Source organism: Nodosilinea sp. FACHB-141 (genome assembly GCF_014696135.1).
Lineage (GTDB): Bacteria > Cyanobacteriota > Cyanobacteriia > Phormidesmidales > Phormidesmidaceae > Nodosilinea.
This window is the reverse complement of the sequence record NZ_JACJPP010000022.1, coordinates 64,442-87,214: the sequence shown is the minus strand read 5'-3', so window position 1 is coordinate 87,214 and position 22,773 is coordinate 64,442. Positions and strand designations below refer to the sequence as shown.

Annotated in this window: 18 protein-coding genes and 1 tRNA gene; 10 read left to right on the top strand and 9 right to left on the bottom strand. The window is 58.7% G+C overall.

Annotation, left to right across the window (positions count from 1 at the left end):
- Nucleotides 1-14: 14 nt before the first annotated feature.
- The 4 genes from H6F59_RS22775 to H6F59_RS22760 form a co-directional block, all read right to left on the bottom strand.
- Nucleotides 15-1,856, bottom strand: coding sequence for an AAA-like domain-containing protein (locus H6F59_RS22775; protein WP_313887292.1), 1,842 nt, complete (start codon nucleotides 1,854-1,856; stop codon nucleotides 15-17).
- A 102-nt stretch (nucleotides 1,857-1,958) separates the two neighbouring features.
- Nucleotides 1,959-3,401 carry a carotenoid oxygenase family protein gene (locus H6F59_RS22770; protein WP_190706138.1) on the bottom strand — a complete coding sequence of 481 codons (1,443 nt, stop codon included), beginning with the start codon at nucleotides 3,399-3,401 and terminating at the stop codon, nucleotides 1,959-1,961.
- Nucleotides 3,402-3,486: 85 nt separating this feature from the next.
- Nucleotides 3,487-4,296, bottom strand: coding sequence for an anti-sigma factor domain-containing protein (locus H6F59_RS22765; protein ID WP_190706134.1), 810 nt, complete (start codon nucleotides 4,294-4,296; stop codon nucleotides 3,487-3,489).
- A 70-nt stretch (nucleotides 4,297-4,366) separates the two neighbouring features.
- Nucleotides 4,367-4,954, bottom strand: a complete 588-nt coding sequence (locus tag H6F59_RS22760; RefSeq protein ID WP_190514940.1) for a sigma-70 family RNA polymerase sigma factor — start codon at nucleotides 4,952-4,954, stop codon at nucleotides 4,367-4,369.
- 194 nt (nucleotides 4,955-5,148) lie between these two features.
- Between H6F59_RS22760 and H6F59_RS22755 the strand changes: the two genes are divergently transcribed.
- A complete protein-coding gene (locus H6F59_RS22755; protein WP_242021635.1) occupies nucleotides 5,149-5,850 on the top strand; it encodes a DUF4439 domain-containing protein in 702 nt (233 codons plus the stop codon).
- A 165-nt stretch (nucleotides 5,851-6,015) separates the two neighbouring features.
- On the opposite strand, the gene H6F59_RS22750 is transcribed toward H6F59_RS22755, so the two are convergent.
- Complete coding sequence (locus tag H6F59_RS22750) at nucleotides 6,016-9,714, bottom strand: substrate-binding domain-containing protein (protein WP_190706130.1); 3,699 nt, start codon at nucleotides 9,712-9,714, stop codon at nucleotides 6,016-6,018.
- Between the two features lie 137 nt (nucleotides 9,715-9,851).
- Between H6F59_RS22750 and H6F59_RS22745 the strand changes: the two genes are divergently transcribed.
- Both H6F59_RS22745 and H6F59_RS22740 read left to right on the top strand, forming a co-directional pair.
- On the top strand, nucleotides 9,852-10,169 hold the full coding sequence (locus tag H6F59_RS22745) for a hypothetical protein (protein ID WP_190706127.1): 318 nt from the start codon (nucleotides 9,852-9,854) through the stop codon (nucleotides 10,167-10,169).
- Between the two features lie 110 nt (nucleotides 10,170-10,279).
- Nucleotides 10,280-10,735, top strand: a complete 456-nt coding sequence (locus H6F59_RS22740) for a hypothetical protein (RefSeq protein WP_190706122.1) — start codon at nucleotides 10,280-10,282, stop codon at nucleotides 10,733-10,735.
- A 63-nt stretch (nucleotides 10,736-10,798) separates the two neighbouring features.
- On the opposite strand, the gene H6F59_RS22735 is transcribed toward H6F59_RS22740, so the two are convergent.
- Nucleotides 10,799-12,655, bottom strand: a complete 1,857-nt coding sequence (locus tag H6F59_RS22735) for a protein kinase domain-containing protein (protein ID WP_190706119.1) — start codon at nucleotides 12,653-12,655, stop codon at nucleotides 10,799-10,801.
- A gap of 117 nt (nucleotides 12,656-12,772) precedes the next feature.
- On the bottom strand, nucleotides 12,773-13,021 hold the full coding sequence (locus H6F59_RS22730; RefSeq protein ID WP_190706116.1) for a Ycf34 family protein: 249 nt from the start codon (nucleotides 13,019-13,021) through the stop codon (nucleotides 12,773-12,775).
- A 307-nt stretch (nucleotides 13,022-13,328) separates the two neighbouring features.
- On the opposite strand from H6F59_RS22730, the gene H6F59_RS22725 reads away from it, so the two are divergent.
- Nucleotides 13,329-14,588, top strand: a complete 1,260-nt coding sequence (locus H6F59_RS22725; RefSeq protein WP_313887291.1) for a CCA tRNA nucleotidyltransferase — start codon at nucleotides 13,329-13,331, stop codon at nucleotides 14,586-14,588.
- Between the two features lie 10 nt (nucleotides 14,589-14,598).
- Here H6F59_RS22725 and H6F59_RS22720 read toward each other — a convergent pair whose 3' ends face one another.
- Nucleotides 14,599-15,285 carry a hypothetical protein gene (locus H6F59_RS22720; protein WP_190706113.1) on the bottom strand — a complete coding sequence of 229 codons (687 nt, stop codon included), beginning with the start codon at nucleotides 15,283-15,285 and terminating at the stop codon, nucleotides 14,599-14,601.
- Nucleotides 15,286-15,671: 386 nt separating this feature from the next.
- On the opposite strand from H6F59_RS22720, the gene queF reads away from it, so the two are divergent.
- Nucleotides 15,672-16,103: a preQ(1) synthase gene (gene queF, locus H6F59_RS22715; protein ID WP_190706110.1), complete on the top strand. Its 432-nt coding sequence runs from the start codon at nucleotides 15,672-15,674 to the stop codon at nucleotides 16,101-16,103.
- 63 nt (nucleotides 16,104-16,166) lie between these two features.
- Here queF and H6F59_RS22710 read toward each other — a convergent pair whose 3' ends face one another.
- Nucleotides 16,167-18,647, bottom strand: a complete 2,481-nt coding sequence (locus H6F59_RS22710) for a hypothetical protein (protein WP_190706105.1) — start codon at nucleotides 18,645-18,647, stop codon at nucleotides 16,167-16,169.
- 322 nt (nucleotides 18,648-18,969) lie between these two features.
- On the opposite strand from H6F59_RS22710, the gene rsfS reads away from it, so the two are divergent.
- The 5 genes from rsfS to H6F59_RS22685 all read left to right on the top strand — a co-directional run bounded on the left by rsfS (nucleotide 18,970) and on the right by H6F59_RS22685 (nucleotide 22,768).
- Entirely contained in the window at nucleotides 18,970-19,410 is a 441-nt protein-coding gene (gene rsfS, locus H6F59_RS22705) for a ribosome silencing factor (RefSeq protein ID WP_190706100.1), read from the top strand.
- Between the two features lie 127 nt (nucleotides 19,411-19,537).
- Entirely contained in the window at nucleotides 19,538-20,026 is a 489-nt protein-coding gene (locus H6F59_RS22700) for a CGLD27 family protein (RefSeq protein WP_190706083.1), read from the top strand.
- A 48-nt stretch (nucleotides 20,027-20,074) separates the two neighbouring features.
- Nucleotides 20,075-21,037, top strand: a complete 963-nt coding sequence (locus tag H6F59_RS22695; protein ID WP_190706079.1) for an asparaginase — start codon at nucleotides 20,075-20,077, stop codon at nucleotides 21,035-21,037.
- A 221-nt stretch (nucleotides 21,038-21,258) separates the two neighbouring features.
- Nucleotides 21,259-21,335: transfer RNA gene (locus tag H6F59_RS22690), tRNA-Met, on the top strand.
- Between the two features lie 116 nt (nucleotides 21,336-21,451).
- Nucleotides 21,452-22,768: a four-carbon acid sugar kinase family protein gene (locus H6F59_RS22685; RefSeq protein ID WP_190706075.1), complete on the top strand. Its 1,317-nt coding sequence runs from the start codon at nucleotides 21,452-21,454 to the stop codon at nucleotides 22,766-22,768.
- Nucleotides 22,769-22,773: the final 5 nt, after the last annotated feature.

The window sequence follows — 22,773 nt, the reverse complement described above, 5'->3', positions numbered from 1 at the left end:
CACGCCGTGCGCCCCTACATTCCCTTCAAATGCTCAAGAAAATACTGCTGGTACAGGCTATTTCTTGGGGTTGCCTGGTTGCGCTGCAACCGAATCAGCCCCATGCTCTCTAGCTTAAAGGCCACATCTGCATCCAAATCGACCGGGGTTTTGCGGCGCACCACATCGCGACAGGCGGTGGCCAGTTCGGGGTAGCGTTTCAGGTTTAGCAGGTGCCGCCGTAGGTGGTCGCTGTAGATACCCGCTTCGGTGGGGCCAGTTTCTAAGAGGGCTGCGATCGACAAATCTTGCCGTCGCAGGTGATAAAACCCCTTGCGCAGCAGGTAAGGGTGTCCCCCTACCAAAGCCATAATCTGGTCTACCTCAGCTTCGCCAAAGGGCAGGTTGTAGCGGTGGGCCAAATCTTGCACCTGGGCTTGGGTAAACTCGGGCAGCTCCACGTTTTTGCCCACGTTAAAGGGCGACTGGTTAATTTCTAGCGGCACATAGGCCTCGGTCGAGTGCACCACAATCAGCCGCAGTTTTTCCCACAGTTCGCTGCCCCTGTCGCCGTAGCGGGCGGCCTCATACCACGATCGCAGCAACCCAAAAAAGTCGTCGGCCACCACTCGGTGGGGAAACACCAGATCCACTTCATCCAGGGCCAGCACAATCGGTTCGTCGATCTCTTCTAGCAGGCACTCAAAGAAGTAGTCGTTGCAGCGGTCTTTTACGCCCACAGCGGGGTCCCAATAATCGGCCAGCTCATCCAACCGCTTGAGCCGTCTGCCCACCCGCGAGCACAGCCAGCGCAGCAGCTGATCGAGGTCGCCAAACATGGTGCTGTCGGCCCGCTGCATACTCACCGCAATGGTCTGGTAGCCCTGGCTTTCGGCATGGTGCAAAATGCGCGCCATCAGCGAAGTCTTGCCCATCTGCCGGGGTGCCTTGATGCGAATCAACGCCCCCGGCTGGGTGATTTCTTCAAAACAGTCGGCTTCGATGGTGATGTTGGCTTTGCCGGTCTCGGTGCTGTAGCGCTCCACATACAGGCCCGATTTCAGCGGCACCGCGCCGCCCGGTTCGCGCTTTAGCTCTGGTTCTGCTACGGGCAGGGGCGGGTCGTCGGGGGTGTCGGCAAACAGGGGTTGGGCTTCCGGGAGTTCTACCGCTGGGGGTGCTTGGCCCGAAGCAATCAGCTGTAGCACTTCTGCCACTAGAGCTGGGGTATCTGCGGGCGAGTACCACTGGCGCTGCTGTATCTGGTTCAGGTAGCCCCGCAGGTTGTAGGTCAGGGGCGACTCTAGCGGAAACTGCACCCGAATCGGCAGAATGATCGGCCGCTGTTCTGCCCGGCTTTCTTGCAGCTCTTTGGCATGTTTGACTTCATCCATCACCATTTCACTGGTGACCGACTGGGGCGAAAGCAGCAGCACAAAGTAGTCACTCCGCTCCAGCTCTTGCAAAATCCGCTGCGCCCAGAGATCCCCCAGTTGCAAACTAGACCCCGCTAAAAAGGGCTGATGCCCAGCCGTCTGCAAGTCTTGATACAGGGTTTGGGCCAGAGCCTGATCGGGAACCTGAGCCCGATAGCTAATAAACACCCGAGCCCCCTCCGATGGGGGAGATGTCGCATCCTCAGGCCGCGCCAGTACGGAATTGAGCACCTGTTGCAGTGTTTCTAGCCCACAGCCAATCTCACTTTCAGCCCAGGTCAGCAGCGCCATCACCCGGTCTGAAGGAGGCGCTGACGCTGGCGGAATATTACCCTTCGGCGGATTGAGAGCAAAAATTACCTGGTCGAGCTGTGAACCCGGCAACGACGAAAGCCGCTGACTGAGCTGGAGTCGTTGAGAGAAGTCAGGGGAGCCTGGCACAGCGAAAGGGGGCAATGAGGCGAATTATTGCCATTTACTATAGCCTGGTTTTTCCTAGCGACTTACTTTTCCACAAAGCCAGCCTCAATGTAAAGATCGCATTTACTCACTTATCCAAGTGCCGTGAAAACTGTGGGGCACTACTTCCGGCAGCCCTAGCCGACAGATCGGCCCCTTCTCCAGCTCATTCCCTTCATATATCCACAGTTCGCTGCGGTGCTGGGTGCCGTCGTAGACCACGGTGAGCACCCAGGGCTGCTGGGGGTTCGCCGGGTTTTCAACGGCGATCGGTTCCGAGGGATAGCGGCCCTCACCGGCATCGGCAACGGTGAGGCCAGTTTTAGGATCAAAGCGGGCGATCGCCCCAAATAGATCCCCCACTGGAGTAGGCACTGTACGATGCACATTCAGATAGGTGGTGGCCGTCTCGTCGTGGCCAAACGCGACCGGAAACTCGCAGTGGCGATCGATCAAACACTGCTGATCGAGAATCCTGCCGGTTTTGGGGTCGATGCGGTACTGCCAGAGTTGGGCATCAGCGGTCGTGGTGACCTGGCCCGAGGCCACTTCTTTGAGCTGCTGATTGGTGGTGAAGTCGGGGTAGCGCACCACGTCAAACACAATCGAGCCGTCGAAATCGAGGTAGCTGTGGCCAAAGTGCCACTGGTACCAGGGGTCTACGGGGTTGAGGGCGATCGCCTCTAAACTGTCGGCATCCACCACAATAATCTGGGTGCCCTGCTGAGGCTGCCACTGTAAGGCATCGCTGAAACTAGATAGAGCAAACAAAGCAGGCAGCGGGTTAAGGCGCACAGGCGACACGCAAAACACAAAGTAGCGATCGGCCAGCACAAAGTCGTGAATCAGCGGAATCCCCGCCAGGGGAATCGTGCCGGTTTTCTCAACGACCCCAGTGGCGCTGAGACGGTAGAGCTTGAGGGTGGCATTGCCACCCGGAATCGTACCAAAGCTAAAGATTTTGCCAGTGCGAGGGTGGCGCTTGGGGTGGGCGGTGAAGGTATCGCCAGGCTGGAGTCCTGTTAGGTTATCTAAGCCAACGGTCTCTAGGGTCTCTAGATCGAGGCGGTGGGGCAGGCCGCCTTCCCATAAGGTCAAGAGGCGATCGGGCAGGGCCAGCACCGAAGTATTGGCCGCATTCTTCATTTGGGTCTGCCACCGCTGCCAGATGGAAACGGGCGGTAGGCTGCCATAGCCCCGATAGAGACACTGCTCAGTCTCTTCTTCCTCCACAAACCCGGCAGAGCGCACGTAGCGGTAGTTGGCCACGGCGCGCTCGCCATCAAAATTCACCCGCAGCACCGCTCCATCGCCGTCGAACCAGTGGCCGACTCGGGTGCCGCCGCGCTCCAGGCGAGCCGGACCGTTGCGGTAGAGAGTGCCCCGCAGACCAACGGGCAACTGCCCCTCCAGGACGGATAGCGTGGTAGCGGCAAATTCGTTAGCGGGCTGAGCGATCGCCCCTGCCCACAGCGCTGAGGTGGATGCGGTGGCGGGTTGCGATCGCGACGGTGCCAAAGGAGCCATAGGTGCAGAAATAAACGTGCTTAATCTATTGTGACCCAGGACGCCTTAGAGGGTGGGGCGATCGCCCCCTCACCCTTCCACTCCCCTACGACTCACTCTGCAACACTAAATCCCCCGCCGGCACCGGTGGATCATCCGCCCGCTCGGCCGTGATCAACATCTGCACTGGAGCAGTGCCACAGGCAGCATCGGGCAGCGCCCACTGATTGGTGTCTTCCGCCGTAGCCGGGTTAAATTCTCCACAAAATACGGGATCGCTGTCGGCCAGCGCCCAGAGACGATAGACCTGGTCGTCGTCCAGGGGCGGCAGATCAGTGGTGACAATGAGCGCGGTTTGGTCGGCAGGGTTGACCACCAAGCGGGCGTTGGCCTGGGGCTCAGCATCGGTACCCGCCAGGGTGTAGAGGCGGTTGGCGGGCTGGCTAAAGCTAGCCACCACGGCTTCGGTTTGGCGCAGGGCCAGGCGCAGGCGCTGATTTTCTTGCAGGGTGAACGCCAGGGCCAGGGCGGTGGCGGCCCAGCCGCAGGCTAGCCCCACTCGCCCCCAAGGAAAGCGGCGGCGGACGACTGGCGCAGTGCTGGGCAACTGGCTTGGAACGAGTACGTCTGCGGAAGTTGTAGGCTCAGGCTCAGCGGCCGCAGACACGGCGACAGGTGCGGCAGCGGCTAGGGCAGCAGCCAGGGTGCGATCGCGCAGGTCTGGCGGCGGCGCTACTGGCGTTGGCCCAAGGGCAAGGCTGCCCCAGGTGGCTTGCAGGGCAGCCAGTTCAGTCGCCACTTCGGGATATTGCTCGAGCCACTGCTCGACCTGGGCAGCTTCTTCGGCGGTAAGGTCGTCGAGCACATACCCCGCCAACAGCGAGCGCCAATTGTCAGGAAGGGGAGGTGAGGTCATCGGTGGGCGGGGAGGGTGAGGGGTGGGGAGTAGATGGGTAGGGGGTGGGGAGTGGATGGGTAGGAGGTGCCTAGTCTTTTTGGTGCTGGAGGAGATCGCGCAGGCGCAGGAGACCTTGGCGGCAGCGAGATTTGACGGTGCCTAGGGGAATGCCGAGCTGGGCAGCAATTTCGACTTGGGTGAGGCCTTGAAAATAGGCGATTTCTAGGACTTCGCGCTCGGTAGGGGGAAGCTGGTCGAGGGCGGCGCGCAGGTGCTGATTTTGCTCGTGCTGGGTGGCGTAGTCGACGGGGTTGGGCGATCGCGCCGAGGCTTCGCTGATGCGCTGAAACCGCTGCAAAATTACCGCCCGTCCGCTGTTTATCCGCAGGCGATCGAGGGCGCGAGAGCGGGTGTTGGTAGCCAGGTAGCTGCCCACGGTGCCCCGCTCGGCGTCATACTGTCGCCGCTGCCAAAAATTGACGAACACCTCCTGGGTGAGGTCTTCGGCCTCAGCAGGGTTAGACAGCATTTTGAGGGCCAGGGTATAGACCATCGACGAATAGCGGTCGTAGAGGGCAGCGAGGGCAGCGGTATCACCGGCCCACAGACGGGTAACCAGATCGCGATCGCTAACTGGAGAAGACATCTGGGGGTCGGGGGGCGGCAATGGGGGCATTAACTACACATCAGGAATACGACTCAGACCACCCTTATGGATGGCCGGGGGAGAAACGGATACAAAACACGGTGGATGTGCTGAACTCAAACATCAATGGGAGCACTTGCCATCCATAGATCAAAGCTAGTCGTATTGTGGCGGGTCTGAGAGCAATTACGCTTGCCCACGACATTAGCGCAAAGGATACTGCAATGAATCATGATCTCATGTCTGACGATCTAGCTTCCCCCAGAGCAGGGGTTTCTCGTCGTCGGGTTATGGTTGGCGGCACGATCGCGGGTCTAGTTGGCACCCTTGGTTTCTCTGCCTTAACCAAGAGTGCAGCCCAGGCCGAGAGCCTTAGCGCGCAGAACCGCAACAGAGGGGGAATCCGCGGCAGAGCAGCCGCTAACGACGCTGCAATTCTCAATGGGGCTCTCTATTACGAGCATCAGGCTATTTGGGCCTATGGAGCTGCTGCCGGGGGTCTCAGCGATACCGACGTGGGCAAAGCCGTGCTGGCGATCGCCCTGGCCAACCAAGCAGACCACATGGTCCACCGCGATTTGCTTATTCAAGTTGTGAGCGACCTGGGCGGCACCCCCGTCATGGCCGAAGATAGCTACGACCTCTCGGCCTATCTGGAGCGGGGCGACGGCGGCCTCGACTCTGACGTCAACATCGCCAAGCTGGCCCTGGCCCTCGAAACCGATGCTGCGATCGCCTACGCCAGTGAGGTCGCCCGGCTCAGAACCCCTGAGCTGATCACCGCTGGGGCATCCATTGCCGCTGCTGAAGCAGCCCACGCCACCACCATTCGCGCCGCCTTCATTTCGCTGGGGGTCGAGATTCCCTTCGTGCCCGCCCCCTTTGTCAGCGCCGACACCCGCGAGCAGTGGGTGCTCAAGGTGTGAGCCACCTGATGGCGCTGTCCAACAGACTTTCCTGAAATCGTCACTATCTGGATCTAAAGTCACTCCTGACTTTTGCCCGAGGCTCCGCTTCGGGCTTTCTTAATTTTGGGTGGCGGGTTAGTAGGTTGAAAGGTTCGAAACTGCTAACCCGTCACCCAGTTTTGCTCAAGCGGCAGAAATCGCCGCTACCTCAATCGATTGCGCGATCGCCATCCAATCGCCAGCCGCACTTAAATAACCCACCTCAACCACATATATGCGATCCCACTGGGGAATAGGCAGGTACCAGTCTTGGGCAAAGTCGTCGCGGCAGCGCTGCTCCACCACCGCTGAGGGCAGCGGTGCTTGGGTGGCCCGACCCGTGACATCGTAGAGGCGCAGGGTCATGGTTTCACCGCCGTCGGCCTTGGCCCGGTCGCGATCGCCCTCATCGATCTGCCACACCGCGTAAAACCGTCCCCCATCCTGGTCAATGGATAGGCGAATCCAACTGGCAGCAGCGGTATCGTCAGCGACCTCTGGTAACGGCTCAGGGCTGGTGGGCACCACTCCAAAGCTGTCGGGCGAGCCGGGCGGAATGCTGGCTAACGCCGCCACAACCTCGGGTGGCAGCCCTTCCAGTCCAGACAGGTCTTCGCTTCCCGCTACCTCTGCTGGGGGCGGCACATAGTCGCCCGGTTCCACGGGCACCGGCGGCGGCACCGGCATAGGGGCCGGTCGCAGGGGCGGCATTGTTGCAGCAGCGGCAGTACTGTTGCTTTCCATCGGCAGCGCCGTAGGCTCGGCCTCAACGGGAGGGGCATTTCCTAACCGCACTTGGCTGAGTAGTTCTTCCTCCAAGGTGCTGGGCATCGGCTCTGACACCGTGGCCTCGGAGGAACTCGACGCTGGGATGTCACCATCGGGGACAGAGCTAGGGGCAGCAGGTGACAAGTTAGGGGCGATCGCGCTGGCATCTTCGGCGCGATCGGGCAAATTAGCCGCCTCTGCCGCTAGCTCTGGGGGCACGTCAAAGCTGCTGGCGATCGTAGTCCCGGCCATTTCCACATCGGCGGAGGGCAGCCCCTGCACCATCTGCTGTAGCTCCATGGGCACGTCGGGGTCGTAGCCATAGTCCACCGGAGGCGCATATTCAGGCACCACCATTCCAGACCCAGAGGTGCTGCCAATCCCTAAAGACGCTGGGTCGATAGATACCCCGTCTTCAGGTGGGGCAACATCCACCCCAGGTAGCTCCCAGGTAGAATCGCCGCTATCCAAGGCAGCGGCCCGATCGAGGCAGGCTTGTCCCTCACTCTGGCGCCCCATCGCTATGAGCGCTTGCCCCTTGCCCAGCTGAGCCGGCACCGACGCTGGGTCGAGTTCTAGGGCAGTGTCAAAGCAGAAGAGAGCTTCTCCGTAGCGGGTCATGGTGTTGAGCAACCGGCCTTTGCCAATCCAAGCGTCGATAACGCTGGCGTCGAGCCGCAGCGCTGCGTTAAAGCTATCCATTGCGTCGTCGGCCTGCCCGAGAAGCGCTAGGGCAGTTCCCCGCTCGCCCTGGGCCTGGGCAGCAATGGCGTTGATGCCTCCGGCTGGTGTCGCGGTAGCGTCGGTCTTGCGGCGCTCCACTTCGGTAGCTTCTACAGCCTGGTTGAAATAGATCAGAGCGTTGTCGTAACGGCCCTCGCGCATCAGGCGGCGGCCCTCAGCTAGGTCGATGCGGGCCTGCTCTAGTTTGCCGGGCGGCACGGCTCCTAGATATTCACCGTTAGGCACGAGTTCGGCCTCGGGGGGCACTCCCTCTACCTCGGGCAGGGGGGTTGGGGGAACCACTGGCCTGTCCGCCGGGGGCTGGCTACTTACCTTAGAAAAATCGATATCTGGACCAGGCACGAGACCCAACGCCGGGCCGCGATCATCGTCGGCCTCTAGCTCATCCTCATCGTCTTTGCCAAATAGCGACCCCGCAATGCCAACCAGCAGAAACAGTGCTGGAATCACAGCCAGCATCCACCAAGCGCTGGGAGGTAGGTTTCGCAGGCGCTGCCAGAAATCTCCCAAGCCAGTGATGGGACCGCCGGAATCTCCCGAGCCGGCCCCGTCACTGTTAGACACCAGCTCGCCCTGGTCATTGCGGAGCTCAACCTGGCGATCGCTTCCTCCCACCACCAGCAGCCCCGCTGGGGTATACCCCAGGGAAGCCGCAGGCTCATCGAGCTGCACCGGTTCCGCCAGCTGCTTACTGCCATCCGCCGACCACAGCTGGAGGGTGCTGTCGGCCCCGGCGGTAGCTAGAGTGCTGCCGTCGGGGCTGTAGGCCACAGCGCTCACCTTATCGCCATGGGCTTGAATGGTATTTCCTCTGGGCTGAAGAGTGGAGCGATCCCAGTTTCGCAGGCTGCCGTCGCCGCCCGTGGTAGTTAAGACCTGGCCATCGGGGCTGCTGGTAATGGTGGTTACGCCCTCGGGGTGGGCGTTAGCGGTTTGGCCCGCAGCTGTGCCATCCGCATTCCAAACGCCCAGGTTACCGTCGCGGCTGCCCGTAATCAGCGTTTGACCACCTACCGGATAGTGGAGAGCCTGCACCGGCCCACCGGGGGCAGCAATGGGTTCACCCACACGGGTGCCATCGGCCAGCGACCAGCGCTCTACGGTGCCATCGGCGCTGCCACTAGCCAAGGTTTGACCGTCAGGGCTGACGGCCAGGGCCAAAATTGGGCCGCCCTGCCCTTCGATCGGCTCGCCGAGCGAGTTGCCAATGCGATCCCACCGGCGCAGGGTACCATCGGCTCCGCTGGAGACAACGGTTTGGCCATCGGGGCTAACAACTACAGCCGATACGGCCCCCCGATGGGCATCGGCTACCACTGTTTTTGTGAGATTGCCGTCAGCATCCAGCCATTGCAGCTGGCCGTCTTCAGTGCCGCGCACCATGAACTGGCCATCGGGGGCCAGGGCTACACCGCCAGGCAGTTTATTAGCCCCCACAGTGACATTGGCGCGGGCGGTTTGCTGCGCCTCGGCCACGGCCGCCTGGCCTTCGTCGTTGGTGGCAAAACCCAAAAATGCCTCTACGGGCAGGCTCGGTGTACCCTGATAGATGTAGTTGCGGGGTTGGGAATAGGGATAGCGGGGATCGTCAGGTAGGGTGCCGTCTAGGCTCACCGGGCGCACGGCGTCCTGTCCTAACACTTCGGAGGCGATCGCATAGCTGATGCCATCGTTGCCCAGCTCACGCACCACCGCAGCGGTGTCGTCCTCCTCTATCTGCACGGCGTTGTCGCCGGTCTCAAAGGGCTGGGTTTGAAAGATTTCGTAGTCGGCTAGGGCCAAACGGGTAGAGCTTTCAACGGGGCGATCGACAAACCGCAGCGGCACATCGGGGCCACCTAGCTGCGACCAGTTGGTGATTTCGCCGCGAAAAATGGCGGCAAACTCATCAAAGGTCAAATCACCTCGAAACGGGTTGTCGCGCCCCACGATAATGGCAATTTTTTCCCGCGCCACCGGAATTGATGTCAGGCTCGGATCTTCCTCGTCGTCACTGAGCGATCGCCCCAGAGCCGCCAAGTCCACGTCGCCGCTCCGCAGTGCCTGGAGCGCCTGATCGTCACCACTGGTCGAAGCCACCACATCGGTATCGGGGTAGCGAGCCTCAAAGCCTTCGCCCAGGCTCTCGTTGATCTCCACCATCGACGGTGACCCCTCGATGGAGAGGGTAGTGCCGGGGGGGATGCTCTCTTTCACGGTAAAGGTTGGTGTGGGTTTCTCAGTCACCTGAGCCAGCAGCCGAGGCTCAGACCTGAGCGCATTGATCGGCAGCGCAGCCAGGGCGCTGAGCAGCGCTAGCATGGCCAGAGACGGCTTAGGAAACTGATTCATGGCGGTACCCAGAGGTCAGTAAATGATCTGCTAAAGGATACACGCTGGGGCGGGGGTTGGAAGGATTTTTTGCCGGGCAGGAGAGGAAGGTTGGCCCATGCAGCGGCTAGAGTAGAGGCACTTCGTTGGGCGTGGCCATGGTCGTTGTTGTTTGTGTTGTGGCGGGTCTGTTGGCCTTTTGCCTGTCGTTTTGGTTGACTCGACGGCTCCAGCGCCCTCGCCCAGCCGCGGATCAAAAATCGACTGCTGGCTTGCAGGGGCGATCGCTGCCAGCCAGGTCTAGTTCTCCCTCCTTCCAAAACCCGTCCGCTGGCGCTCCAGCGACCGACCTCGATCGCCAAGTGCGCGACCTGCTGGGCCAGGGCAAGCTGATCGATGCCGTTAAACGCGTCAGAGAGGTCAATGGCTGTAGCCTGGGCGACGCCAAAGCCTATGTTGAGGAGCGGCTGCCCTAGGTTCGGGCTACCTCTTTAACCAGCGCCGGGGCAAACCACCCTTGCCCTCCTGCCAGGGCAAATCGCGATAAGCTGATAAGGGCTTGATTTTGCTTACCAGCAGGCGACCTATGGCACTACGTGGGATCTTCACCGCTCTTTTAATCGCGGGCCTTTGGCTTATTAGCGGAGCCGGGCTAACGGCTCAAGCCTTAACTCCCGTTGAAATCAGCGACCTCAGCTACGCCCCCTGCCCCCCCGACTACGCCGAGGGTATGGTGGCCGCCGGCTCAATTCAAGAGGCGAAGTGTTTTTTAATTACCGGTAAAGCGATCAACCGCACCGGCAAATCAGTAATTGACGCCGACATTTTTGGCCGCATTTTTGACGCCGACGACAATCCCGTCATGCAAAACCGAGGGCGATTGGGCGGTATTCCAGAAGTGCCCCCCGGCGAGAGCCCCTTTGAACTGCGAATTTCTGTGGCCGCCAGCCAGCCCGAGCCGCTCAAGCTCAAGCAGTTTAAGGCGTCGGGGTTTAGCGCCACCGTGCGTCAATTTTCTGAGACTCCCTCGGCGCGACAGTAGCCTCCGCCCGGTATCCCAACAAGTTTGGCTACCCCAAGTCCAAAACGAACCCGATCGCCCCAGCTAGGCCGCCTCAAAGCACCAAAAGCGAATGGTTTGATCGGCGCTAGTGCTGACCAGCATGCGGCTGTCGGGAGTAAAGGCGATTGCCCGCACGCCCCAGGCGTGGCGCAGTTGAGTAGTTTGGCCCAGTCCTTGCAGGTTCTTTAGGGTCAGGTGACCATCGTCTGCCCCGATCGCCAGCCAGTGTCCGTTAAAGCTAATCGCTAACGCCGTAATCGGGCTAGGAGCTTTGTGGATCACCAGTCCCTGGTCAGGATTCTCGCCGCTCCAAACCTGCACGTGGCCGTCGCGGTCGCCGCTGATAATGCGGCCATCCTGGGGATGGCAAGCAAGGGCCATAATTGGGGCTTTGGGGGCCGTGAGGGTGCGAGTCAGCCGCCCCGAGGGCAATGACCAGAGGCGAAGGGTGCGATCGCGCCCCCCACTCACCAGCAGATTCCCTACGATATCTACCGCCAGTGCCGTTACCTGGTCTTGGTGATGCACCAGCATCTTTGGCGCATTCTCCTGGGCCAAAGACCACAGATGAATGCGCCCGTCGCCGCTGCCCACCGCGAGGGTATCGCCAGGTGGAGCAATCAACAGTGAGGAAATCTGCCAGCTCGACACCGGCAATTTCTGGCCAGTGTAATCGTCTAAATTCCACCGGATCAGCTGACTGTCTTCACCACCGCTGATAATCGCATCTCCAGCGTGGGTAAACGCCACCGCGTTAACGGCACCACGATGGCCCACGCCCAGTAAGCCCAGCGATCGGCGAAAGGCGTGAATCAACTCTCCGTTGGTGCAGTCCCACAGGCGCACAGAACCATCGGAACAGGCAGTGGCGATCGCCCTCCCATTCGGACTCATCGCTAGGCCGTTAGCCATAACCCCCGATAGGTTGAGGGCAAACCGCTGCTCCCAGGCCGGTGTAGCATTCAACGATTTAGTTAAGACCTGAGGCAATTTTGAGTCTTGGGCACCCAGAGCCAAACCGCTCCAGCGCAGGTCGGCGAGCACCTCTTGGGCATTGCTGTAGCGCTCTTGCAGGCGGCGGTTGACCATGCGATCTAACACGCGCCCCAGGGCGGGGCTGATGGGTGTCGTCACGTAGGGCCGCCACACCCAGGCATCGTCACTGACAGAATAAAGGTCGAAGGGATGCAGCCCGGTAAGCAGGTGTAGGCAGGTCACCCCCAAGCTAAAAATGTCGCTGGCGTAGACCGCCTTGCCTAGGGCCTGCTCAGGGGCGGCATACCCCGCACTGCCGATCACCGTAGCAGTGCGCTGGAGCTGTTCAGAGTCAGCGATCGCCTTGGCCGCCCCAAAATCCACCAGTGCGAAGGGTTGCGGTGCCGGCGGCGCAACAATGTTTGCAGGCTTGATATCGCGATGAATCACGCTGTGGTCGTGAATGTAAGCCAACACGGGCAGCAGCTCGTAGAGCACCCGCTGCACCAGAGCTTCACCACTCGGGTTGGAGGACTGTTGAATCAGCTGGTCGAGGTTAGGGCCAGGAAGGTACTCCTGCACCAAAAACTGCCCCTGGGCACTGTCAATCACATCCAGCAGGGCGGGAATCTGAGAATGCTGGCCCAGGGTAGCCAGACGATCAGCCTCACGGTGAAAGCGCTGGTGGCGATCTGGCCAATTTTCCCCAATTGCCAAGAACATCTGTTTGACGACACAGAGCAAGGGCAGCTCGCCACCTTCGTTCACCGCCAGGTAGGTACGCCCAAAGCCACCCTGCCCCAGATAGCGCTGACAACGGTAGCGATCGGCTACCCATAGAGGTTGACCACAGGCGGTGCAAACCCTTGCCCTATCCTCATTCTTCGGCTGTGAACAAGTGGGATTGACGCAAAGACTGGTCAAAGAATGGCTCTATTCACTATCCAACAATCTGCGATGTTAGAGATTCTATGCCGCTGGGCATTGCCCACCCTTACCGTGGACATGAATAGGGAGGCTCACCCGCCTACCCATCTACCTCTAAGTCGGTACCAACTCACCGGGCCGCAGCTTCGCCCACTTACCCTGTTCTGCGACAAAGCTGTCGCAGCCGACTACGTCAAACTCCTGTTCAACCCCGTCATCGAGCATACGAATGTTGGCGTTGACCGTGGGATTCACTGCCTCGAAGCTGGGGGAATCAGTCAAATGAGGTTGTCTGTGCAGCTCTTCCACCGCGTGGTAAGTGGTGCAGCGATCGACGTAGTGGCAGTTTACACAAATGCACATAGCACGCCCCCGGCAGGAACACAGCAAGGTCAAAGCTGACATCTCCAGTCTAGCCAGCCCTCGGCTAAATGGCCGTCATTCTCAAGGCAGTAAAGGGCTTTTACCGTAAAGGGGATGCGTTTTCTGGTAGTCTAGCTCAAGTTTTTTGAATGTCCCGGGTGGCCCAGCCCAGAAGTTGCAAAATGAAAACCTAGCTTGGGTTTTCAGCTGTGCTCTGCGGGGTCAGGGTGTCAAGACTAAAAAACCCTGTTGTAATGAAAGAAATGAGGGTTCATTGAATCCAACGCTATCACCCTTCTCCCTTGCAGTGGCTTCTGAAAAATCGGCGCTTTCGCCAAAAACCTGGCCCTTCAGTGTGTCGCTACTGCCACAGCAAGCCTACCTGGTGGGGGGAAGTGTCAGAGATGCTCTGCTGCATCGTCAGGCCGACTATTTAGACCTCGACTTTGTGCTGCCCGAAAGGGCGATCGCCACCGCAAAGTCTATTGCTCAGCACTACAGCGCCGGTTTTGTGGTGCTCGACACCGAGCACCAGATCGCGCGGGTGGTGTTTCCCCATGCCACCGTTGACTTTGCCCAGCAGGTGGGGCCAACGATTTACTCCGACCTGCATCGGCGCGACTTTACGATCAATGCGATCGCCTATAGCCCCCACAGCGAAACTCTGCTCGACCCCCTCGATGGCTGCGCCGATCTGGCCCGCAAAACCCTCTGCATGGTCGCCGCCGAAAATCTTAAAGACGATCCCCTGCGGCTGCTGCGGGCTTACCGCCAGGCCGCTCAGCTAGGCTTTAGCCTCGACCCCACAACTCAGCAAACCATTCGCGGCCTGGCCCCGGCCCTGGGGCGCATGGCAGCCGAACGGGTGCGCGGTGAGCTAGACTGCTTGCTCAGCCAGCCCGAGGGATCTGTCCTGCTGAGTCTGGCCTGGCAGGACGGCCTGCTGCAAGCCTGGCTGCCCGAGGTCGATCGCCTCCATCTAGACCGCCTGGCCACCATCGATCAACTGGCTGCCCAGTACCACGAGCGCTGGCCCGATTTTTCGTACCTGCTGCACAGCTGGGTCAAAGAACAGACTACCCCCGGCCTGCACCGCAGCTGGCTCAAGGCGGTCAAGCTCAGTCAGCTGCTGCCGCCCGACCTGGCCAGTGCCGAGACGACCTTGGCAAAACTCAAATACAGCCGAGCCGAGCAGCAGGCGGTGCTGAGCATTCTCAGGGGCTGGCAGTACCTACATCAGCACCAGAGCGACACCCTCCTACTTCCTGGCCAGCAATATCAGTTGTTCAAAACTGCCGGGGCGGGCTTTGGAGGCGTTGCTCTGCTGAGTCTCGCTTACGGTATGCCCGAGGCCTTTATTTTGCCGCTGGTGGAGCGATACCTCACTCCCAACGACCCCGTTGCTCATCCCCAACCCCTAGTTACAGGCAAAGACCTGGTGCAAGGGCTTGCCCTCAAACCAGGTCCTAAAATTGGTGAACTGTTAGAGGCCGTTCATCTAGCCCAGGCTGAGGGGCTAGTGAGCAGCCGCGAAGAGGCCCTGGAGTGGGTCAAGCGGCAGCTCTAGCCCCAAGCGTTTAGCTACCCGAGGTAGCGTCAGAGGCAGGCTCAGCCGCTTCTTCGACGCTGGTTTTGGCTTCAGAGGCGTCAACTGCATCGGGGGTCTCCTCAACAGTTACTTCGGGATCGGCCTCTTCAACAGCAGCTTCGGCGTCAACCTCTTCGCCGGTGGCTTCGACGTCAGCAGGAGCTTCTGCCTCGGCGTCAACGGTGTCAGTGGTCTCTTCGGCGGCCGCTTCAGGGGCAATATCTTCGGCGCTAGGCTCTTCGGTCACCGCTTCAGAGTCGGCTTCTTCAACGGCAGTTTCTTCGGTCGCTGCTTCGGAGTCAACTTCTTCAGCGGTGGTTTCTTCAGTCGCCGTTTCAGCGTCAGATTCTTCGGTCAGAATGTCAGGGGTGGCGGCTTCGATCGCAGCCTCACGCTCGGCATCAAGCTCAGCCTCGATCGCCTCAACATCAACTACGGGAGCACCATCAGGGGTTGCGGCTTCGATCCCAGCTTCGCGCTCGGCATCGAGTTCAGCTTCGATTGCTTCGACGTCAACCGTGGGGGCGGCGGCTTCAGTCTCGGGGGCAACGGCTTCAGTGCCTTCAGTTACAGTTTCGGCCTTGGGGTCTTCGGCTTGGACGGGCAGACCTAGGGCCAGGCCAGCGAGGGTGAGGCTACCGGCAGCGAGGGCAAGCTTACGGTAAATCGTCATCATGTCTCTCCTGAAAAAGCGTCTTCCAATGCAATTGGGAAGTTGATGCTACAAATGTGCTACAAAAACTACTCCCAACGCTTGGTGAACTTATCACAGGGTTTGGGGCACAGCCAAAGGTGTTAAGGAAGAAGTATAAAGTTTTGATTAAGCGATTGGAATAACTTTGGTCAATGCTCTAACCGGGAACTTTTGCCGCAGCCGAGCTATCTAAGGGTGATCGATCGCCGCCACTTTAGTTAAGAAACATTGAAAAAGGCTACATTACCCAAGGAGGCAGTCTACGCCGCAGCCGCATTTTTTTGGGAATGCTAAGCGTTGGTAAAGCTGGTCTCACCCGCTCTGTAATCAGCCTGAACTGATCCTGTCTACCCCATTTCTTGCTGCCCATGACTATCGCTTCAACTTCGACCTCTCAATACGGCGATCGCGCCATTCTCCAAACCAGCGTGGACCCGCTGGAGAAATGGCCGAATCCTTCAGAGAATGTCTATACCATTCACCTAGAGCACCCAGAATTTACGGCGCTGTGCCCGCGATCGGGTTACCCAGACTTTGGCACCATTGTGGTGGACTATTGCCCAGGGCCTTGGGTGGTGGAACTCAAAGCGTTTAAGCTTTACATCAACAGCTTTCGCGATCAGCGAATCAGCCATGAGAACGTAGCCAACCAGATTGCCGATCGCCTGTGGAATGAGCTACAGCCCCAGGGGTTGCGGGTAATCGGCGATTACACCCGCCGCGGCGGCGTAAAGACAGTGATTACGGTCAAAAAAGGCAGCTGTGAGGAATTTGGGCCTTATACACCCAATGTGCTCTAAAGCTCGATCGGGCCGAGGCTAGGATTTTGAAGGCCGAAGCGTTCTGGGGGTATAGAGCGACAATTAGCTCAGATTGCTCAAGTCATCGAGATCGTCGAGCAAGTCGTCAGAGTTGGATTTTGGTGCAGGCGTGTTGAGCAGGGCGTCAAGATCGAGATCGTTGGCGTTAAAGTCGTCGTCCAGGCTAAATTCGTCGACTTGGCTGCTGTCTGCTTCACCTTCTAATAGGGCAGCCAAGCCAAATTCCTCCTCATCTAACCCAGACGAGGCCGTCTCAGGAGCAAACTCATCTAAAGCAAACTCCGGGCTGGGTCCTGAAACAGGTTCGTTGAGTAGGGCGTTGAGATCGAGACTGTCAGCGCTAAAATCTTCGCCTAGGTTAAATTCATTGATTTGACCGCTATCGGTTTCATTTTCGAGCAGACCAGCTAAACCAAAGTTACTTTCGTCTGATGTTGGTGCTGCATTGGGAGCCAGTTCGTCTTCAACGAACTCGGTGCTAGGTTCTGAGACAGGTTCATTGAGTAGGGCATTTAGATCGAGAGTGTCGGCGTTAAAGTCGGTGTCTAGACCTAGATCAGCGGTTTGACCACCGTATGTTTCATCTTCGAGCAGGCTAGCCAAGCCAAAATCGCTTTGATCCGATGACGGTGCTGCCTCAGGCGTAAGCTCATCTACAGCAAATTCGGAACTAGGTTCTGAGACAGGTTCGTTGAGCAGGGTATTGAGATCGAGACTGTCGGCGTTAAAGTCGGTGTCTAGACCTAGATCAGCGGCCTGACCACCGTATGTTTCATCTTCGAGCAGGTTAGCCAGGCCAAAATCGCTTTGATCCGATGACGGTGCCGCCTCAGTTGCAAGCTCGTCTACAGCAAACTCGGAACTGGGTTCTGAGACAGGTTCGTTGAGCAGGGTATTGAAATCGAGACTGTCGGCGCTAAAGTCGGTGTCTAGATCCAGCTCACCGGCTTGACCACTGTATGTTTCATCTTCAAGCAGACCAGCTAGGCCAAAGTCGTTGGCATCTGGCGTCGGTGCTGCCTCGGGAGCCAGCTCGTCCACAACAAACTCGGAACTGGGCTCTGAAGCAGAATTGTTGAGTAGGGCATTGAAATCGAGACTGTCAGCGTCAACCTCAGGCTCTAGGCCAAAATTGTCGATTTGGCTGCTGTCTGCTTCGCTCTCTTCGAGGCTGGCTAAGCCAAAGTCGCCCGCTGCTGACCCTGGCGAGGTCGGCTCGGAGGAAAATTCGTCAGCGTCATCAAAATTCAGCTCAGATAGATCAGAGATGGTGTCTGGCTCTGATGTATTGAATGCATCTACGTTGAGCTCATCGCTGTCGATGTCAGCGCTTAGGCCCCAATCATCAACTTGGCCACTAGGTATCTCACTCTCCAGCATTACAGCAAGGTCTGGGTCTTCCTCATCTACTGCCGGTGAGGGCACTGCTGAGGAAAACTCGTTCATATCTAGGCTGATCTCGCTGTCAGCTATCAAAGCAGCTTCGTCGGCGATCGCAGCTTCCGGCGGCATAGCCTCCTCGAGCATGGCCATGTCTAAATCAACCGCTGGCTCAGCAGCCATAGGGGCAGTTAGCTCTGGAAAAGGTGCGACTTGTAGTTGCAGACGGGCTTCGTAGGCCTGCTCAAGCTCTTGGGTGCGCTGGGTCAGCTCATCCTGGTAGTGCTCGATTTTCTCGGCTAGCTTTTGCTCGTACTCGACTCTGAGACTTTCTTCTAGCTCTCGGCGCAAATTGAGTTCTAGCTCTGCAGTGGAGGGGGCTAGGTCAGCGGGCACTGAGTCACCGGGCACTGAGTTACCGGCCTGGACCATCTGAAGCCGGGCCTCGTACTCTTGCTCCAATTGGGCCAGGCGTTGGGCTATGTCATCTTCGTATTCGGCTAGACGCTGGTCGTACTCAGCCTGAAGCCGAGCTTCGATCTCAGCGGTGTCAGGGGGACTCACGCTAGCTACGGCTGTCGGCTCTGGCACCAGGGCACCCAGGGGAAGAGCCCCAGGGGCCTGGGTCTGGCGAGTCTGCTCTTGATCTTGGTAGTGGGCGATCGCCTCTGCTAGCCGCTGGTCATAGTCTTGCTGGGCCTGCGATCGCGCCTCCACCAGCTTGTCTTGTAGGTGCTGTTCGTAGGCTTGCTGAATCTTGGTAGCCGCTTCTTTGAGGCGGGTCTCGTACTGTTTGCGAATGCGCTGTTCAGTGGTGCTATCGGCATCGACGGAGGCACCGCCCATCACGCTCTGGCGGGTGCGGTACTCAGACTCTAGCTGGCCACGGCGCTCCTCAAACTGATCCTGATACTGCTCCATTTTCTCAGCAAGCTGAGCTTCGTAATCTTTTTGCAGCTGCTGAGTGGCGTTGCGTAGCCGCTGCTCGTGGGCTTTTTCTAACTCTTCTTGGCGCTTTTGGCTCTGCTGCAAGGCCTCGGTCAACTCATTTACCTGACTCTGGCGCAGGTAATACCCCACGATGATCGCCAGCAGCAGGCCGATTAAAGCAGCAACGATGAGCCCTTGCGTAAGTTGAGGCATGGTGTATCTTCCCCTGTAGAGTTCAAAGACGAGCCGTAGAGTATCCACGCCTGAGGGGCAGAAAACCAGCCGCCACCCCGCCTTTGCAGCCACTTTTCAGCCGCTAAATATTGACGATCAATGATATACGCTGCGCCCCGTTTGGGATCTCAGACTTTGCCCCACCGCGTGCAGGGCTAGGACTTTCCATAACAGATTATGACCGTGGAGAGAGCCACTCTGCGACCCCCGAGAGTCATCCTCTAGAATGAAGCTACGGTGTGTCGGTGGCGCAGTAAATCTGAGCCACAGCTACCGTAATTGTCCCATTACGTCTTTGCGTATGACCCAGTCTTCCCACCGCCCGCCTGCTGCTACCGATACCCCTGCGCCAAATCAAACTGAGGACGACGCCCTCAAGCTGGCCTACGCCATTGCGGCCGCCGCCGATGAGCGTAAAGCAGGCAACATCACGATTCTCCAGGTGGGAGATGTGTCGTACTTAGCTGATTATTTTGTGGTGGCCACCGGCTTTTCGGCTGTTCAAGTGCGCGCTATTACCCGCTCCATTGAGGCTACTCTCGAAAGCGACCACAACCGCCGTCCCCTGCGGGTCGAAGGTCAGGGTGAGGGCAGCTGGATCGTGATGGATTATGGTGAAGTCATTGCCCATATCTTCATGCCCGAAGCCCGAGACTACTACGATCTAGAGGCGTTTTGGGGTCATGCCAACCAAATTCTCTACCAGCCCTCAGGCCAACACTTTAGCCCAGCCCAGTTTTAAAACCGAGTTGGGATTACCTCTTCGCCCTCGCGGCCATTGTTCGTTGAGACACAAATTCCCGATCAGCGATTCCTATTGGTAGGCAATTCGTTTAGGCTATAGCTAGATTTGCGTGTTGTCGGTGGTCATGCCTCAACGATGTCCAGTACCGGCTGAGCAACAGCCCATCAACGAATATCAGGACGTGCGCGAGTCCTGGTTTTACGGCTGGGGCAGCCGAGATCTAACAAGCTACCTCAAACCCGTTGCGATTCTTTGGCTTGTAGGCTGGGTTGTGGCTGGGCCTATGGCTGCCGCCAGCTTTGCTCCAGCAAAACATCCCCTTTCCTTTGGTCTCAGTGGAGCCTTGGGGGCTATGGTACTGCCTGTGCTGGCCCTTCTTCAGCTCTATGTGGGGTGGGCCCACGTAGGCGGACGCCTGCGGGAGACCACCGTACCCTACGAAGAGTCGGGCTGGTACGACGGTCAGCTCTGGGTCAAGCCTGAAGAGGTCTCAAACCGCGATCGCCTGATCGTAGATTATGAGGTACAGCCCGTCCTCCAACGCATTCGCCGCACGCTGGGAGTCATGGCCCTACTGCTTGCCCTGGGGCTAATTGCCTGGCCCCTGGTATAGTTGTCATCGCCGCTACATCATCGTTGTACACCACCGCAGAGCGTCCCTATGACCAGCAGTCGGGTTAATCGCCACCAAACCAAAGAGCTAGAAATTCAGCTGCTGCGGGAGGGCATTGTAGAGGCTACCCACCTGGCCCACGTAGCAGTATGCGACGATCGAGGGCGCACCCTATCGGTGGCGGGCAATGGCGAGCTAGGTACCTTTATTCGCTCTGCCCTCAAACCATTTCAGGCCCTGGCGGTGACCGCAGCCGGAGCGCTAGAGCGCTACAGCCTTGGCGATCGCGACCTAGCCATCATGTGCGGCTCTCACCAGGGCACCATCGAGCAGGCGCGTCAGGCCTTCCACATTCTCTGGCAGGCCGATCTCGACCCCACGGCCCTGCGCTGTCCTACTCCGGCAGGCAAGAAAAGCCCCCTTGAGCACAACTGCTCAGGCAAGCACGCCGGTATGCTAGCCGTCTGTCAGCAGCGCAACTGGCCCCTAGCGACCTATCTCGATCGCAGCCATCCAGTACAAAAGCTGATTTTGACCCGCATTTCAGAGCTGCTGGGCATGCCCTCTGACGAGTTTATCTGCGCCCACGACGACTGCGGTGCTCCGACCTACTTTATGCAGCTGAGCCAGATGGCCTCCCTGTTTGCCATGCTCTCCTCGGGCAACAACCTCGACATGGAGCGCATCGTCCGGGCCATGATTAGCCATCCCGACATGGTGGGCGGCCCCGGCAGCTTCGACACCACGCTGATGAATCTCACCCATGGAGCCCTGGTTAGCAAATCGGGGGCCGAAGGCATTCAGTGCATTGGGCGGGTGGGTGAAGGTCTAGGCCTGTCGATCAAGGTGATCGACGGGGCCAAGCGGGCTAAGTACGCTACCGCGATCTTTACCCTGCGGCAGCTCGGCTGGATCACCCCCACAGTGGCCGACACCCTGGCCGAAACCTATATGAAAGTTGGCGATTTTACGCGGCTTGATGTTGTCGGCGATCTGCCTATGATGTACTAGCTATCCGCAGTCATGTCCTTTCGCCTCTGGGGACATTACCTAGTAGGCCAGCTTACCTGTGAGGACAGACGACTGCACTCAGGAAACGACTCTGTGCCGCTATTCAACCGATTCAGCATGCCTTGGAGAACAGACACGCAGGCAATTTCTGAAGAAATTTGATTGAAAAAGAAAATTAGATTGTTATCTGAGAACATTTAGCGCTATATTGAATAAACCGACGCGGGGTAGAGCAGTCTGGTAGCTCGTCGGGCTCATAACCCGAAGGTCCATGGTTCAAATCCATGCCCCGCCACCAAAACAAAAATAGGGTTCCTAGCCATGGCTAGGAACCCTATTTTTTTGAGTCACCTTGGCCAACGCGTCCTCAATGGGCGATAGTGATTTTTGTTCATCCCGTCGAGGCCGGCACCGATGGCTCAGCCCAAGATCATTGTTTTAGACGACGACCCTACCGGTTCTCAAACGGTGCACAGCTGCCTACTGCTGATGCAGTGGGACGTAGACACGCTGCGCCAGGGGCTGCGCGACGCCTCGCCAATTTTCTTTGTGCTGACCAACACCCGCGCGCTCACCGCCGCTGACGCTGAGCAGGTGACCCGAGAGGTTTGCCAGCATCTCAAGCAGGCGATCGCCCTTGAAGGCATCCAGGATTTTCTCGTTGTCAGTCGCTCCGACTCAACCCTGCGGGGCCACTATCCGGTGGAGACCGATGCGATCGCCCAAGAACTCGGCCCCTTTGACGCCCACTTCTTGGTGCCCGCCTTTTTTGAAGGAGGCCGCATCACTCGCGACAGCGTTCACTACCTGATGGTGGATGGTGTGCCTACTCCCGTGCACGAGACCGAGTTCGCCAAAGATTCGGTGTTTGGCTACAGCACCAGCTATCTACCCGACTACGTCGCCGAAAAAACCGCTGGGCGCATCCCGGCTGCATCTGTAGAACGCTTTACCCTTGGGAATATTCGGGCGGGTTCGCTAGGTCAGCTGATGACCCTAGAGCACAACGTCTGCTGTGCTGTGGATGGCGAAACCCAAGCTGACCTAAACCAGTTCGCCCAGGATTTGCTCGCGGCGGCCGCTCAAGGCAAAAAGTTTCTGTTTCGCAGCGCTGCCAGCATTCTCACGGCCCTAGCCGCTCTGCCACCCCAGCCCATCGACGCCAGCCACATGCGTACCTACGTGCGCGGTGGTAAACCTGGAGCCATCATTGTCGGCTCTCATGTGAAGAAAACTACCCAGCAGCTTGAGCAGCTCTTACAGGAACCTGGGGTGACCGGCATCGAAGTGGACGTGGCACAGCTCCGAGACGGAGAGCCAGGCAATCACAAAGCGGTGCTATCAAATATTCTTGACCAGGTAAACGAAGCCCACAACGTCGGCCAGGTGCCTGTGGTCTACACTAGTCGCCAGGAACTTGCCTTTGACACCGTTCAGGCCCGGCTCGACTTTGGTGTCGAAGTCTCTTCCCTACTAATGGACGTAATTAAAGGATTACCCGACGATATCGGGTTCCTGATCAGCAAGGGCGGCATCACCTCCAACGACACCCTCAGCACTGGGCTAGCGCTGCGTACCGCCCGGCTACTTGGCCAAATTCTACCTGGCGTCTCTGCCGTGCGCACCCCCGCCGATCACCCCCAGTTTCCTGATCTGCCAGTGGTGCTTTTCCCCGGCAATGTGGGAGACGAGGGGGCTCTGACGCTAGCCTATCAGCGATTGATGGACTAGTAGGA

Excerpts from the sequence above, each read along its gene's own strand:
- rsfS (WP_190706100.1), top strand. The coding sequence starts at position 18,970 with ATGACCCAGTCTTCCCACCGCCCGCCTGCTGCTACCGATACCCCTGCG.
- H6F59_RS22700 (WP_190706083.1), top strand. The coding sequence starts at position 19,538 with ATGCCTCAACGATGTCCAGTACCGGCTGAGCAACAGCCCATCAACGAA.
- H6F59_RS22710 (WP_190706105.1), bottom strand. The coding sequence starts at position 18,647 with ATGCCTCAACTTACGCAAGGGCTCATCGTTGCTGCTTTAATCGGCCTG.
- H6F59_RS22755 (WP_242021635.1), top strand. The coding sequence starts at position 5,149 with ATGAATCATGATCTCATGTCTGACGATCTAGCTTCCCCCAGAGCAGGG.
- H6F59_RS22750 (WP_190706130.1), bottom strand. The coding sequence starts at position 9,714 with ATGAATCAGTTTCCTAAGCCGTCTCTGGCCATGCTAGCGCTGCTCAGC.
- H6F59_RS22745 (WP_190706127.1), top strand. The coding sequence starts at position 9,852 with ATGGTCGTTGTTGTTTGTGTTGTGGCGGGTCTGTTGGCCTTTTGCCTG.
- H6F59_RS22765 (WP_190706134.1), bottom strand. The coding sequence starts at position 4,296 with ATGACCTCACCTCCCCTTCCTGACAATTGGCGCTCGCTGTTGGCGGGG.
- H6F59_RS22740 (WP_190706122.1), top strand. The coding sequence starts at position 10,280 with ATGGCACTACGTGGGATCTTCACCGCTCTTTTAATCGCGGGCCTTTGG.
- H6F59_RS22720 (WP_190706113.1), bottom strand. The coding sequence starts at position 15,285 with ATGATGACGATTTACCGTAAGCTTGCCCTCGCTGCCGGTAGCCTCACC.
- H6F59_RS22730 (WP_190706116.1), bottom strand. The coding sequence starts at position 13,021 with ATGTGCATTTGTGTAAACTGCCACTACGTCGATCGCTGCACCACTTAC.
- H6F59_RS22770 (WP_190706138.1), bottom strand. The coding sequence starts at position 3,401 with ATGGCTCCTTTGGCACCGTCGCGATCGCAACCCGCCACCGCATCCACC.
- H6F59_RS22685 (WP_190706075.1), top strand. The coding sequence starts at position 21,452 with ATGGCTCAGCCCAAGATCATTGTTTTAGACGACGACCCTACCGGTTCT.
- H6F59_RS22695 (WP_190706079.1), top strand. The coding sequence starts at position 20,075 with ATGACCAGCAGTCGGGTTAATCGCCACCAAACCAAAGAGCTAGAAATT.
- H6F59_RS22760 (WP_190514940.1), bottom strand. The coding sequence starts at position 4,954 with ATGCCCCCATTGCCGCCCCCCGACCCCCAGATGTCTTCTCCAGTTAGC.
- queF (WP_190706110.1), top strand. The coding sequence starts at position 15,672 with ATGACTATCGCTTCAACTTCGACCTCTCAATACGGCGATCGCGCCATT.